The organism is Paenibacillus sp. FSL R7-0340 (assembly GCF_038002205.1).
Lineage (GTDB): Bacteria > Bacillota > Bacilli > Paenibacillales > Paenibacillaceae > Paenibacillus > Paenibacillus polymyxa_B.
Map to the genome: position 1 here is coordinate 1485626 of NZ_JBBOBY010000001.1, position 12798 is coordinate 1498423.

Annotated in this window: 14 protein-coding genes; 11 read left to right on the forward strand and 3 right to left on the reverse strand. The window is 49.1% G+C overall.

Translation table 11 applies throughout. The annotated features are described in order from the left end of the window. Position 1: 1 nt before the first annotated feature. From MKX59_RS06655 to MKX59_RS06665, 3 genes are read left to right on the forward strand one after another with little or no spacing between them, the layout of a single operon-like run. Positions 2–1351 carry a nucleotide sugar dehydrogenase gene (locus MKX59_RS06655; protein ID WP_264454627.1) on the forward strand — a complete coding sequence of 450 codons (1350 nt, stop codon included), beginning with the start codon at positions 2–4 and terminating at the stop codon, positions 1349–1351. After that, the gene (locus tag MKX59_RS06660) at positions 1344–2213 is read left to right on the forward strand and encodes a class I SAM-dependent methyltransferase (protein ID WP_075154668.1); all 870 of its coding nucleotides are present in this window, start codon (positions 1344–1346) and stop codon (positions 2211–2213) included. Before MKX59_RS06655 ends, MKX59_RS06660 begins: the two co-directional genes overlap by 8 nt. Positions 2214–2217: 4 nt before the next feature. Next, positions 2218–3333 (forward strand): glycosyltransferase family 2 protein, encoded by a 1116-nt coding sequence (locus MKX59_RS06665; RefSeq protein WP_340857840.1) that lies wholly within the window; start codon positions 2218–2220, stop codon positions 3331–3333. Here MKX59_RS06665 and MKX59_RS06670 read toward each other — a convergent pair. Continuing rightward, on the reverse strand, positions 3325–4203 hold the full coding sequence (locus MKX59_RS06670) for a DUF72 domain-containing protein (RefSeq protein ID WP_068941735.1): 879 nt from the start codon (positions 4201–4203) through the stop codon (positions 3325–3327). The two genes, MKX59_RS06665 and MKX59_RS06670, sit on opposite strands and share 9 nt — an antisense overlap. Before the next feature lie 259 nt (positions 4204–4462). Here MKX59_RS06670 and MKX59_RS06675 point away from each other — a divergent pair, with 259 nt between their 5' ends. From MKX59_RS06675 to MKX59_RS06695, 5 genes are all read left to right on the forward strand, one after another. Continuing rightward, on the forward strand, positions 4463–5248 hold the full coding sequence (locus MKX59_RS06675) for a class I SAM-dependent methyltransferase (RefSeq protein ID WP_068941733.1): 786 nt from the start codon (positions 4463–4465) through the stop codon (positions 5246–5248). Positions 5249–5271: 23 nt separating this feature from the next. Continuing rightward, entirely contained in the window at positions 5272–6282 is a 1011-nt protein-coding gene (locus MKX59_RS06680; RefSeq protein WP_068941731.1) for an MBL fold metallo-hydrolase, read from the forward strand. 75 nt (positions 6283–6357) lie between these two features. Further along, positions 6358–6993 carry an NAD(P)-dependent oxidoreductase gene (locus MKX59_RS06685; RefSeq protein WP_023990032.1) on the forward strand — a complete coding sequence of 212 codons (636 nt, stop codon included), beginning with the start codon at positions 6358–6360 and terminating at the stop codon, positions 6991–6993. 218 nt (positions 6994–7211) lie between these two features. After that, positions 7212–7850 carry a TetR/AcrR family transcriptional regulator gene (locus MKX59_RS06690; protein WP_023990031.1) on the forward strand — a complete coding sequence of 213 codons (639 nt, stop codon included), beginning with the start codon at positions 7212–7214 and terminating at the stop codon, positions 7848–7850. Between the two features lie 105 nt (positions 7851–7955). Beyond that, positions 7956–8747, forward strand: a complete 792-nt coding sequence (locus tag MKX59_RS06695) for an SDR family NAD(P)-dependent oxidoreductase (RefSeq protein ID WP_075154666.1) — start codon at positions 7956–7958, stop codon at positions 8745–8747. A gap of 127 nt (positions 8748–8874) precedes the next feature. On the opposite strand, the gene MKX59_RS06700 is transcribed toward MKX59_RS06695, so the two are convergent. Both MKX59_RS06700 and MKX59_RS06705 read right to left on the reverse strand, forming a co-directional pair. Further along, positions 8875–9264, reverse strand: coding sequence for a GNAT family N-acetyltransferase (locus tag MKX59_RS06700; protein WP_340858991.1), 390 nt, complete (start codon positions 9262–9264; stop codon positions 8875–8877). Positions 9265–9384: 120 nt separating this feature from the next. Then, positions 9385–9942 carry a phosphatidylglycerophosphatase A family protein gene (locus tag MKX59_RS06705; protein WP_023990028.1) on the reverse strand — a complete coding sequence of 186 codons (558 nt, stop codon included), beginning with the start codon at positions 9940–9942 and terminating at the stop codon, positions 9385–9387. Between the two features lie 152 nt (positions 9943–10094). On the opposite strand from MKX59_RS06705, the gene MKX59_RS06710 reads away from it, so the two are divergent. The 3 genes from MKX59_RS06710 to MKX59_RS06720 all read left to right on the forward strand — a co-directional run bounded on the left by MKX59_RS06710 (position 10095) and on the right by MKX59_RS06720 (position 12639). Beyond that, complete coding sequence (locus MKX59_RS06710) at positions 10095–11153, forward strand: GerMN domain-containing protein (protein WP_023990027.1); 1059 nt, start codon at positions 10095–10097, stop codon at positions 11151–11153. Between the two features lie 92 nt (positions 11154–11245). Next, positions 11246–12007: a ribonuclease PH gene (rph, locus tag MKX59_RS06715; RefSeq protein WP_013311675.1), complete on the forward strand. Its 762-nt coding sequence runs from the start codon at positions 11246–11248 to the stop codon at positions 12005–12007. Continuing rightward, the gene (locus tag MKX59_RS06720) at positions 12007–12639 is read left to right on the forward strand and encodes an XTP/dITP diphosphatase (protein WP_013311674.1); all 633 of its coding nucleotides are present in this window, start codon (positions 12007–12009) and stop codon (positions 12637–12639) included. The genes rph and MKX59_RS06720 overlap by 1 nt, the downstream gene beginning before the upstream one ends. Positions 12640–12798: the final 159 nt, after the last annotated feature.

Genomic DNA, 12798 nt, shown 5'->3' on the forward strand with positions numbered 1-12798 from the left:
AATGAAAGAGGTGGGTATTTTGCAGCTTATGGAAAAAATAACTAAAGGAACTGTAAAGGTTGCGGTAATCGGCCTCGGTTATGTAGGGCTGCCCATGGCAGTGGAAATGGCACAGGCTGGTTATGATGTATATGGTGTAGATTCCGATCCTGTCAAAGTAGCCAAGCTGCTTCAAGGAAAGTCTTACATCATAGACATTGGCGATGATGCATTGGAAGGTCTGATCGGGCAGCAATTGCATCCAGTTACGGATATCAAGGTGCTGGAGCATGCGGACATCGTCGTGATTTGTGTGCCTACGCCGCTGACAGACGGACATCAGCCGGATACGTCCTATATTGAAACGGCTATTGATCAGGCCATACCTCATTTGCGTAGACAAACACTGTTGATTCTGGAAAGCACCACCTATCCGGGAACGACCGAGGAACTGATTCGGCCGGTGATAGAGCAGCGCAGGGGCTGGACGGTAGGTAAGGATTTCTATGTGTGCTTTTCACCGGAACGTGTTGATCCGGGCAGCATTCATTTTAATATTCGCAACACACCCAAGGTGATCGGCGGTTGCACGCCGGATTGTCTGGCAGCGGGAGTGGGTTTTTATGGCTCCTTTTTGGACCAGATTGTTCCAGTCAGCTCGACAACCGTGGCGGAAGCCGCCAAGCTGTTCGAGAATACGTTCCGTAGCGTCAACATTGGAATGGTCAATGAGCTGACAGCCGCCTGTGAGAAAATTGGCATCAATATATGGGAGGTACTGGATGCAGCGGCAACCAAGCCATTCGGCTATATGCCTTTCTATCCGGGACCTGGCATCGGGGGGCACTGTATCCCGGTTGATCCGCTATACTTGTCATGGAAATCCGAGCAGCATGGTTTTCCACTGGAATTCGTGGACTTGGCAGATCGCATGAATCGGCGTATGCCGCTGTATATTGCGGAGCGAATTGAAGCCATGCTCGCTCAGAAAGGTAAAGCCATAAACAAAGCCAAAATCATTCTGGCAGGTGTGGCCTACAAAAAGGACATTGATGATGTTCGGGAATCCCCAGCTCTTGTCCTGTTTGAACATCTAATAAAAATGGGAGCTTCGGTGAGCTTCACCGACCCATATGTATCGAGCTTTAAGCTGAACGGTGAAGCAATCCCATCTCGAACGACAAATGCTCAGCTATGGGAAAGTGCAGATATCGTAGTCATCACGACAGACCATTCTGTGGTGGATTACCAACAGCTGGTCGACCATGCCCCGCTGGTCTTCGATACACGTAATGCGACCGCACATTGCACAGGTGGACATGTCGTGATCTTGGGGCATCCCGGTGATGGAGGGGGCGCCGCTGTTGGCTAACCGTGATCAGGTAAACGAACGTTATTACGGGCAGATCAATTCGGAGGAATCTCATGAAGCCACCCGCAATAGAATTCACTGGATTTGCCGCCATGTACAGGGGCGTACCGTGCTGGATGTTGGGTGCAGTCAGGGGATAACGTCCATTTTGCTTGGACGGGAAGGCTTTGAGGTAACGGCTATTGATTTGGAAGAGGGCAGCATTTCTTATGCAAAAAAAGAACTTCGTCAGGAATCCGCACCCGTCCGGGGAAGAGTCCACTTTCAGTTGAAGGACATTTCACAATTTGAGCGTCCTCCTGGTGGATTTGACACCATTATTTTAGGGGAGATTTTGGAACATTTTGCGCATCCCGACACCCTGCTGGCTCATGCTTACCGCTTGTTGAATAAAAAGGGAACGCTCGTCTTGTCTGTACCTTATGGATACCATCCTTTCCATGATCACAAGCGGACTTACTATGCTGGGAGCCTCTCCCGTGTGTTGTATCCTTATTTTGATGAAAAAGCGCTGGAGGTACATCACAAATATCTGTGCTTTGCAGGCCGCAAGAAGTCGAAAGAACTGCGTGAGGTCAAACCAGAGGTAGCGCATCTGAATGAGTGGATGAAACTGGACGAGGAACAATTTCGACTGGTGGAGCAGCAGCATGTTCGCAAAATGAATCAGCGAAAGGCCGCACTCGACAAGGCGGTACAGCGAATCCGGCATATGGAGGAACAACTTTTGCCGATGGAAAGGTATGCACGTGCCGAACAGCTAGACAAGACGCAGGCTGAAAGGAGAGGTGCATATACTGATGGCGAGTCTACCGGAAAAACGACGGCAGATTCAGCTAAAGGTAAAGGGGGGATGACGTGAAGTCATGACTGAGCATCCAATGACCATCAGCTTGTGCATGATCGTAAAGAACGAGGAGCAGACACTTGCACGCTGTCTGGATTCGGTCGCAGACCTGATGGATGAAATCATCATTGTGGACACGGGATCGACGGATCAGACGAAGACGATAGCAGCCCGCTATACGGATCGGCTTTATACGTTTGAATGGAAGGATGATTTTGCAGCCGCCCGTAATGAATCGTTTGACAAGGCGACGTGTTCCTACATCATGTGGCTGGATGCGGACGATATGTTGCTGGAGCCGGAGCGTGAGCGCCTGCATGCCTTGAAGCAGCGTTTGTCTATGGATATCGACGCAGTGGTAATGCCACTTCATTTGGCAGAGGGGGAGCAGGGTGAACTGTTGTTCACCTCACGCCGTATCCGTCTCGTGAAGCGTGAGCGACAATACCGCTGGAAAGGGCGTCTGCATGAGGATCTGGTGATACCTCAGGGGCAAATCGTGCATTCGGATGTGGCAGTAACTCACCGCCGAATGCAAGACCACACGCTCCGTAACCAACGTATTCTCGCCCGGTGGATCAGTGAAAGCGGTAAGCTGGAGGGGCGTCTGCTGTATTTGCATGCCAATGAATGTTTTGACCGTAAAGAATATGCCGAGGCGGCAGAGGCGTTCAATCATCTGTTGGAGGAGCCGAGCGGCTACCGGGAGGAGCGGATTACCGCTTGTGCGCGCTCGGCGGAATGCTATTTTCACCTCGGGAAGCCGGAGCAACAGCTGGATAGTCTGTTAAGCTCCTTTCGATACGGTGTACCGCAATCAGACTTGTGTTGCATGATCGGTGACTGGTTTTTCACACGAAACGAATGGAGCACTGCCGCATACTGGTATGAAAAGGCATTGGAGCAACAGCATCACCTTCCGGGTATGCGACCTGTTCCGCTGCCATGCTACTCCTGGTTACCTCATGTGCGGCTCAGCCATTGCTATGCCCATGTAGGTAAGCTGGACGCTTCGTATGAGCATAACCAAACCGCTTTACGCTATTTACCTGACGACCCGTATTTACTGGATAATGCACGCAAGCTCAAAAAGGCTATTTCCAACTCCTCACCCTCAGCCCGTTCCTCAAAATAGTTCAAGCTGTTCCGGCCCGTTATCCTCTTCGGGTGGCTTGCGAGGTGGAAAAGGTTTAGGGTCCATGCCAAGCATGGTCATGAGCTGCTTGGCGTTAGCAGCTGCGTCTCCACCTGAGTTGTTGTTGAAAATAACGCACACCTCACGGCTTTGCTGCTCCAGCTCCAGCAATCTGTCTCTCCATTCGGTCAACTCTTGTTCATTGTACCGATACAGATAACGAACCTCCCGCCAATTAGGCGCGGAGCTTTGATTCCAGCCCGATATGTTCCGTCCGTGGAGACGTACGACTGTCAGATTACCATCTGTAGCCAACGGCACAATGGGAACTGACCCCGGTCCCGCCTGCGGCTCGTCGCATACGCTGTGTATCCAACCTTCTTCGCGCATGAATGCCAGCGTTTGTTTCCGAAAATCGGGTGTGAACCAGCTTTGATGTCTGAATTCAAGTACGGATGGGACCTCTCCCATCCTTTTTTTCGTGTCTCGCAGTACAGCGACATTCTCACGTGTACAGTCGAACCAGGGTGGGTACTGAAACAGTACGGCTTTAAGCTTGCCCGCTTCGCGTAGAGGCTGTATGGATGCATGCAGTGCTTCGTACATGGCATCTATTGTTTTGAAGTAAGGCTGCTTGCCGCGGGTATGTCCAGTCATGCCTTGATAGGCTTTGACGAGAAATGAAAAAGAGTCTGGGGTTTCCGCCGCCCAGCGTGCCATACGATCTGTGGGCTGCACCGCATAGAAAGAACTATCCATCTCTACTACCGGAAAATGGCTTCCATAGACGCTTAGTTTTTGGTTAGCTTTGGTGCCCGTTGGATACAAGTCATCGTGATCGCCCCAACCCGTAAGTCCAATTTGAATCATAACTTCCCCGCTCCTTTCTCTTATGAATACTTCTAAAAGCGTTCCCATGAATCATTTTAATGATAAAATGGGGTGGATCATGTACTCTTTATTAAAGCTACTGAAGGTATTATGAAATGGATTCAAATAACGATTATTGTAACATGTTTGTTGTTCAGGATTTTGTAAAACCCTTATTCGTAATGCTTTTGAGTTTCCAGTTTGAAAAAGCTAATATAGTATGTAATAGAGCGAAATGAGTTCATGGAGGAGAAACGATATGGCAGAATGGTACGAGCAAAGCTTTGGGGAAGATTATTTATTGGTATACAAGCATCGCGACTTTCAGGGGGCCTATCAGGAAGTGCAAAAAATGATCTCCTGGCTCAAATTACCGCAAGGCTCCAGCGTATTGGATTTATGCTGTGGGATGGGACGTCATTCGCTTGCGCTCGCAGATGCAGGTTATAAGGTGACAGGTGTGGACCTTTCCAATGTGCTGCTGAGAGAGGCTCGTGCAGCTGATTCCGAAGGGCGGGTAAGTTGGCATCAAGGGGATATGAGAGAGGTGCCGCTGGATGAAAGCTATGACGCGGTGATGAATTTGTTCACCTCCTTCGGTTATTTTGAAAAGGATGAGGAGCAGCTTAAAGTACTAAGGGAAATATATCGGTTGTTGAAGCCGGGAGGACGCTTTATCATAGATTATTTGAACCCTGCTTACGTAACCGCTCATTTGGTACCGCATTCGTCACGGGAGGATGAAGGAAATTGGATTGAGGAGCATCGGGTCATTGAAGATGGCTTTGTGAAAAAGCAAATTGCGATTCGGTCAGCCGCATCTGTTACGGCCACTGAGGCAGCCTCTGCTCTGGGTACGACTCCTACTGAGGGAGAACCCGCGCGCGTGTATCATGAACGAGTGAAGCTATATCCGTATGAAAAGTTCCGTGGATTGCTAGAGCAAGCCGGACTATCCGTAGAGCAGGTGCACGGAAGCTATAATGAAGATCAATATATCGAAGATGCTTCGCCTCGAATGATTTTTGTCGGCGTGCGGGCTTAAAACAGAAAGGCGGATGGGAAGCCATGAAAATGCCAGAGCTTACACCGTGTGAGCGAATAGACGGAGGCTTTCAGGTCAAAATATCCATGTCCTTTCCGCTGCGCTGGGTGAATAGCTATGTGCTCAAGGGACAGCACGGTTTTACGATTGTAGACCCGGGGCCGCGCAATATGGATACCGAGGCAGAATGGGCGCATGTCTTCCAACAGCTGGGGATGTCCTTTGAGGATATCTCTGACATTGTGGTAACTCATCATCACCCCGATCATTACGGATTGGCGGGCTGGATGCAGCAGCAAAGTCAGGCTCGTGTACATATGTCAGCTCGAAGCCATAAGGAAGCGATGATGATGTGGGACGCTCCAGAATCGACGGTCGCAATGGAGAACAGGCTTCCTAGCTTTTTTGTCCAGCATGGCTTTCCTTTGGAGCAAGTGTCGGCATTGGAATTACATATACGGCAGGCTTATTTGCAAGTGAATCCACAGCCTGAGATTACCGTTATTCCTACCGGAATGGACGCTCGTCTGGAATGGGGTGGACGCAGTTGGCTGCCCGTCGAGACAGGAGGGCATGCGCCTGGACATGTGTCCTTATATGACCCGAATAGCGGCGTTATCCTCTGCGGTGACGCAGTTTTGCCGCAGATTTCTCCTAATATCAGTCTGCTGCCGGGCAGCGATGCCCAGCCGTTGAGGTCTTATGTAGACGGCTTGCAGCGTCTAGGCGAGCTGGAGGTAGCGTGGGCATATCCGGGGCACCGCAATCCGTTTGGTTATTTTCGGGAGCGGACGCAAGCGTTGCTGGCGCATCATGAAGAACGGCTGGATAAATTCCAGCAGCTGATCCAACCGGAGGGCAGCACAGCCTATGAGCTGTGCATTGCCATGTTTGGTGGCAAGCTGGGTATTCACCAGCTAAGGTTTGCCATGTCCGAGACGCTGGCTCATCTGGTGGAGCTGGTGCGCCGTGAACGGGCCTCTATGAGCGAGACGGACTCAATCACGCGCTTCTATCCCCTTTGCCGTCAATAGTCGCGGAAAACTACCCAACAAGTGACATGACGAAGCAACATGACAAGCGGCATGCATGCCGGAAAAGAGGATTTTATGAATTTGCTGCTGCTGGGAGCTACCGGACGCGTAGGACGGTACATATTAGATTATGCATTAGAGGACGGTCATGTCGTTACTGTCCTTGTTCGTTCACCGGATAAGCTGGAGGATTTCGCACCCGGGTACGGGAATCAGCTGCAAATCGTACAAGGCGATGCCACTAATGCAGAGGACGTAGCACAAGCGCTGAAGGGTGGGGCGACGGCTGTAATCAGTGCGCTGAATACGGATGGAACGACTACCTTATCCGTTAATATAGCCCTGCTGGTCCGGCTCATGCAGGAGCAGTCCATTTCCCGGCTCATTACAGTAGGAACGGCAGGGATTTTGCAAAGCCGGACCGAACCGGACCTGTATCGGTACGAGTCCTCCGAGACCCGGCGACGCAGCACTCGTGCAGCCGAGGAACATCGGCGAGTGTACGAATTGCTGCATGAATCGCCACTAGACTGGACAATCGTATGTCCAACCTATCTGCCGGATGGAGCGCGGACAGGTATTTATCGCGTGGAAAAAGATTTTTTGCCTGAAGGTGGCTCACAAATTACCACCGCGGATACGGCTGATTTTACCTATCGTCAATGCAAGAGTTACGAATTTATCCGTACACGGGTAGGCATTGCCTACTGATCGTGGAACGCCAAACATAGCTTCATTTTTAAGCATTCAACCAGAGCGCGGTAAGTGTACCTACTCATTGCGTTCTTTTTTATTTGACAAACACTCAGGCTTAGAATACTATGGTTCTTAACAGAAACAATGTTTCCTGAGATCTTGTGTAGATCTTTAATTTATTATAGTAGCATCAAGCAACAGTTTTTAATAAGCAAAAGGAAGTGCATTCAATCATGACCGAGCCATCGCATCCCTATAAAACCTATTCGGAAGTGAAGCTACAGCAGCAGCAATTGCTCCGTAAAAATGTCATTGACGCCGCATGTATCCTTCTTGCGGAAGAAGGGCCAGAGGCCGTGACCGTGCGGCGAGTTGCGCAGAAATTAAGCTGTTCCACCAAAATTATTTACAGTATTTTCGGCAGTAAGGATGGTCTTGCCAATGAGATGTACCTGGATGGATGTCGGCTATTGGCTGAATCCTTTCAGCAAGTACCCGTTACCGAAAGCGTACTCGCTGATCTTGAAGCTCTATGCTGGGCGTACTGGGAATTTGCGCAGCTTCATTCAGCCTATTACAAAATGATGTTTGGCGGGGCATTATCTGATTTCAAGCCGGATGAACAGAGCTTGGAGGGTACCACAACGGCCCTGTCTCAAATCCTGCAAACCGTCATACACGCTATGGAGCAGGGAGCATTGAAAGAACATGATCCGCTGCTGGTTGTCCGGATGTTTTGGTCTGCTTTACATGGAGTCATACATCTTCAGTTTGCAGGTCATTTTTCAGATGTAGATATGGCTCAAGGAGTGTATGCATTTACACTGAAGAATGCGCTCGTAGCATTTAAAACATCCTCATCTCCATCGTAAATATGAAGTGTACTGAGGTCGTCATAGTAGATGACTTCAGTTCATTATAGAGTAGTGGTAACAATGTTTCTTAAATAAAACAACAATACTATGGAGGTTGTCATCATGTTTATGTACGCAAATAAAATAGCTCTGATCACAGGGGCTTCATCCGGTATTGGCGAGGCCTTTGCCTATTCGCTCGCAGCTAAGAAATGTAATCTCATTTTGGTAGCACGCAATGAAACCAAATTAAAGACACTGGCTAAAGAACTCTCAGCTAAATATAACGTAAAAGCAACGGTGATTGCGTTAGATCTTTCTACATCAGGAGCACCCCAAGCATTGCATCAGGAGGTTCAAAAGCAACAGCTAAAGGTAGATCTCTTGATTAACAACGCGGGTTTTGCCACCTATGGATACTTTGAGCAGGTTTCAGGAGAACGACAGCATGAGGAAGTGATGCTCAATGTGGCTGCTTTAGTCGACATCACACATGCATTTATGCCTGATTTATTGCGTAAGCGGGATGGTGGATTAATCAATGTTTCTTCCACAGCTGCATTTCAGCCCGATCCTTATATGGCGGTGTATGGAGCAACCAAAGCATTTGTGCTTTCTTTTACTGAAGCGCTATGGGCCGAAAATCGGAAACGGGGGCTTAGAGTTCTGGCCCTTTGTCCAGGCTCAACGGAAACGCCGTTTTTTGATATTGTTGGCGCAAGTGAAGCGTCAATTGGAATTAGGGAAACTCCCCAAACCGTTGTGAAGAACGCGTTGAGAGCATTTGAAAAGGGGCGTAGTCACATCATTTCCGGTCGCCAAAACTATTGGGTAGCTCAGGTGTCCCGGTTCTTCTCTCGTCAATCCACGCTGGGAATTGTAGAACGTGCACTGCGTCCACAAAATGGATTGTAATTTATGAATGAAGGTAGTCTGAGCTTGAAATGTTAGAATTGCCAATGAATAAGCTGTGAGTTTTATGCACCGTGTCTGACGTTTATAGCTCGACTTGAATCAGACCCGGTGCTCCTATTTGTATAGATCAAGCGTTAGATCCTAGTTCTAGTCCTCGGGAATATAGTAAAATTCCATCCCGTTTCTCCCAGCCGTTAGCTGACCAGAAGCGTTGACCCCCTGCGTTATGCTCCATCACAAACAGATGACATTTATCAATGCCTTCTCTCAGCAAAGCAGATAACGCTTTATCCACCAGTCTGGGCGCGATCCCTTGACCACGATGTGCTGTGGCTACACCCAGATGATACAGAAACCCCCTGCGACTATCGTGACCCGCCAAAATCGTGCCTATGATGCTTCCATCATGCTCACAGACAAAGCTAAGTCCTTCGTTCCGTTGTAAAAAGCGTGCAATCCGCTCCGGTGAGTCGGCCTCGCTTAATCCCAATCCGTCTAAGCCATTCCAAAGGTCAATGGCCTAATCATAATCGTCAGCCTGCATCGTACGGAATGTATACCCTTCAGTTACGTTTGCCATGTCTAGTTCTCCTCTAACCCTATATATATCTGTTGTATTCCAAGCGTTGTTTGTTGTTTAACGGGTTGTATTCGGTGCACTTTCTTCCCCAAGCTCCTGCTCGCGCTCTGCCTGTTTGCGATGGGCGATGCGGCTGCTGGCCGAAGCTGCGATAGCGCCCACAATGTCGTCCAGGAACGTATGGATCGGCCCGAGGCTTTTATCATTCAGGCGTTCCAGCACACCCGGTTTGAGCTTATCGACATAACCGTAATTGGTAAATCCAATGCTGCCGTACACATTTACGATGGAAAAGGCCAGAATTTCATCCACACCGTATAATCCCTCATCATTCTCAATCATGTCCTGCAATGGGGGAAGAAGAGCGCCTTGTTCAGCAAGGATATCCAGTTGGATGCCCGTGAGCACGGCATTTTGAACCTCGCGCTTCATCAGTACCTTGTCCACATTCTCCATACATTCTTCCATCGTTAGGGTCGGGTAATATTTTTTTTGTAAAAGCATGACCAGTTCTGCAATTTCAGTCAGGTTCACACCACGCTTGTGCAGCAACTCGCGGGTGGCATCGGCTACCTTTTTACTATTCAGGCTGTAAGGTGCTTTTTTCTTGTCCATAAAGTTGAAGTTCCCCTCCTCGTATAGATCCTGATTTCTACTGCAATTATGACCAGTGTGTCCAGTCTGCTGAAAAAGTAGTTATTTTTTACGCGAGGCTCGTATACATATTAGTACAATCTGTACAAAATTGTTAGGGAGGAACTTCACTTATGAATATAAAACACCCATGGCGTATGACCTCTGTAGCTGGACTGCTATCCCTACCCCTGTTGTTGTCGGGCTGCAGCCTTTTCGGCAACGAATCGGCATCCATTGACCCCCCGCCGTCCACGACAGAGCAGTCCATGATTAAGGCTGTAACCGGAAAAGCACCTGCCAGTACAGGTCAACTGAGAGCTGTTTTTTTGCAAGATCATAACGGTTTGCTGGCCCCGGTATCTTTACCGATTGCTACAGGTGATGTGCAGGCAGATGCCAAGTCAGCGCTGGAAACATTGGTTGAGGGCGGGCCGTATGCTGGATTATTACCAGAGGGATTTAAAGGGGTAATACCCCAGGGTACAGAAGTGAAAAGTGTGACGGTGGACAAGAACAACAAGCTGGCTGTTGTCGAGTTCAATAAATCTTTCGCGAACTATAAGCCACAGGAAGAACGAAAATTAATGGAGAGTTTGACCTGGACCCTGACCGACCGTCCCGATATTGAGAGCGTACAGATCTGGGTGGATGGCAAAAAACTGAACGAAATGCCTGTTGGCGGCACACCGCTGGATCATCCGTTGACGCGTGCAGTAGGTATTAATTTGGAGATTGGTCATGGCGTAACACCCCTGGATTCCAGTCCAGTCACCGTGTATTTCTCTTCATCTTCTCCTGCTGGAGTTCAATACTACGTACCTGTAACACGGTTGGTCAGCCCTGAAAAAGATCGTGTCCAGTCAGCGCTGCATCAATTGATTCAAGGACCGCAGACCAAGGATGGGTTACAAGAAGTGATGACAGGGGAGACGGCGCTGAAATCGGTAGAACGCTCCAAAGACAACGTAATTACGGTATCTCTTTCGGATGATATGTTTGCTAAGGGAGAAGCCGTGCCTGCTGAATTTTTGGAATCGGTTGTGCTGACAGCGGCAGACAATTCAGATGATGCGGTCAAAACAAAAATTCGGATTGAACTAAATGGTGAAAAAAGCGTGATTGGACAAAATAATCAAAATTATGGAGAGCCTGTAGCCAAGCCGCAACATATTAACGAAATCCCTCTTTAAGGGCGGGAATCGTCCTTGGGGTGCTTTTGCCTGCACACTTTGGTAAAATAAACATATAAGAACAGGTTGCATACGACGTAGGAGGAAAAAGCATGAGTAGATCTAACGGACGAAACGGTGACGAGCTGCGCCCGATGAAATTGACAGCAGGAGTAAATAAATACGCGGAGGGCTCTGTTTTTATAGAGGTTGGCGAGACGAAAGTCATTTGCACGGCTACTGTAGAAGAACGCGTACCACCCTTTATGAAGGGACAAGGAAAAGGCTGGGTAACCGCAGAGTATTCCATGCTTCCGCGTGCGACTCATAGCCGTAATCAGCGTGAAGCTGCGCGTGGCAAGCTGACAGGCCGTACCATGGAAATTCAGCGTCTGATTGGAAGAGCGTTGCGTTCGGTGGTCAATTTGCAGGCGCTTGGTGAACGGACGATTACGTTGGATTGTGACGTCATTCAGGCGGACGGCGGAACACGCACAACCTCAATTACCGGTTCTTTCGTAGCGTTGGCGATTGCGGTCAATAAAATTGCCACCCAGCACAAGCTGCCTGTTTTTCCAATTACCGATTTCCTGGCTTCCGTCAGCGTAGGGGTTGTTGGTGAAAAAGCATTGCTGGATCTGAACTATGAAGAGGATTCCAAGGCCAAAGTGGACATGAATCTTGTCATGACTGGCAGCGGAAAATATGTTGAGCTGCAAGGTACAGGTGAAGAAAGCCCATTTGACCGTAACGAATTGGATCAACTGCTTAGCTTGGGCGAACAAGGGATTCTGCAAATGATTGAGCGCCAAAAAGAAGTGCTTGGACCGATTGCTGATAAGATCGGTGCTGGACGTACAGGAGCTGGCGCCTAATGCGGCTGGATGGCCCGGTCGTCATTGTCGCTACGAAAAATAAAGGAAAGGTGCGGGAATTTGCGCATGCCTTTGCGCCGTTTGGCAAGGAAGTCAGAAGCATGTACGATTATCCCGACATTCCTGATGTCGTTGAAGATGGCAAAACCTTTGCCGAAAATGCACTGAAAAAAGCTAAAGCGGTTGGAGATGTGCTCGGATTGCCCGTGCTGGCCGATGATTCCGGCCTCTGCGTGGACTTGCTGGACGGTGCGCCGGGGGTATACTCTGCCCGTTATGCTGGAGAAGGTGCCAGCGATCACGAAAACAATATTAAGCTGCTCGACGTTCTGGAATCGAAGCAGCTGGGTGATGATACGGGACAGCCTTTGCTAAGCCCGGCTCAATTCGTCTGTACCTTGATTCTATATAATCCGCAGACTGGCGAGACGTTGGAATCGACAGGCTCCGTGGAAGGCTGGATTACTACTGAAACCGCCGGCAGCGGCGGGTTTGGGTATGATCCGCTGTTTTATTTGCCAGAGTTTGAAAAGACAATGGCCGAGCTGACGTTGGAACAAAAGCAGGCTATCAGTCACCGAGGGATAGCTCTGCGTGATTTGGCAACAAAGCTGGGTAATCCACAGGCATAGCTTGGTAACAGGGGAGAAATCATCCCCCCATTCACATAACGAAAAAAAAAGGCTATCCGTCAGTCATGAGCTGCGGATAGCCTTTTTGGTACTTTCTGTTCCCCATATAGTACACAGCGAAAAATTGCCGCTGCCGCTTAGAAGCTCTATTGCTCCAGC

What these genes read in the sequence shown, in the direction of transcription:
- MKX59_RS06655 (WP_264454627.1), top strand. Translation starts at nt 2, where the DNA reads ATGAAAGAGGTGGGTATTTTGCAGCTTATGGAAAAAATAACTAAAGGA.
- MKX59_RS06665 (WP_340857840.1), top strand. Translation starts at nt 2,218, where the DNA reads ATGACTGAGCATCCAATGACCATCAGCTTGTGCATGATCGTAAAGAAC.
- MKX59_RS06670 (WP_068941735.1), bottom strand. Translation starts at nt 4,203, where the DNA reads ATGATTCAAATTGGACTTACGGGTTGGGGCGATCACGATGACTTGTAT.
- MKX59_RS06675 (WP_068941733.1), top strand. Translation starts at nt 4,463, where the DNA reads ATGGCAGAATGGTACGAGCAAAGCTTTGGGGAAGATTATTTATTGGTA.
- MKX59_RS06680 (WP_068941731.1), top strand. Translation starts at nt 5,272, where the DNA reads ATGAAAATGCCAGAGCTTACACCGTGTGAGCGAATAGACGGAGGCTTT.
- MKX59_RS06685 (WP_023990032.1), top strand. Translation starts at nt 6,358, where the DNA reads ATGAATTTGCTGCTGCTGGGAGCTACCGGACGCGTAGGACGGTACATA.
- MKX59_RS06690 (WP_023990031.1), top strand. Translation starts at nt 7,212, where the DNA reads ATGACCGAGCCATCGCATCCCTATAAAACCTATTCGGAAGTGAAGCTA.
- MKX59_RS06695 (WP_075154666.1), top strand. Translation starts at nt 7,956, where the DNA reads ATGTTTATGTACGCAAATAAAATAGCTCTGATCACAGGGGCTTCATCC.
- MKX59_RS06705 (WP_023990028.1), bottom strand. Translation starts at nt 9,942, where the DNA reads ATGGACAAGAAAAAAGCACCTTACAGCCTGAATAGTAAAAAGGTAGCC.
- MKX59_RS06710 (WP_023990027.1), top strand. Translation starts at nt 10,095, where the DNA reads ATGAATATAAAACACCCATGGCGTATGACCTCTGTAGCTGGACTGCTA.
- rph (WP_013311675.1), top strand. Translation starts at nt 11,246, where the DNA reads ATGAGTAGATCTAACGGACGAAACGGTGACGAGCTGCGCCCGATGAAA.
- MKX59_RS06720 (WP_013311674.1), top strand. Translation starts at nt 12,007, where the DNA reads ATGCGGCTGGATGGCCCGGTCGTCATTGTCGCTACGAAAAATAAAGGA.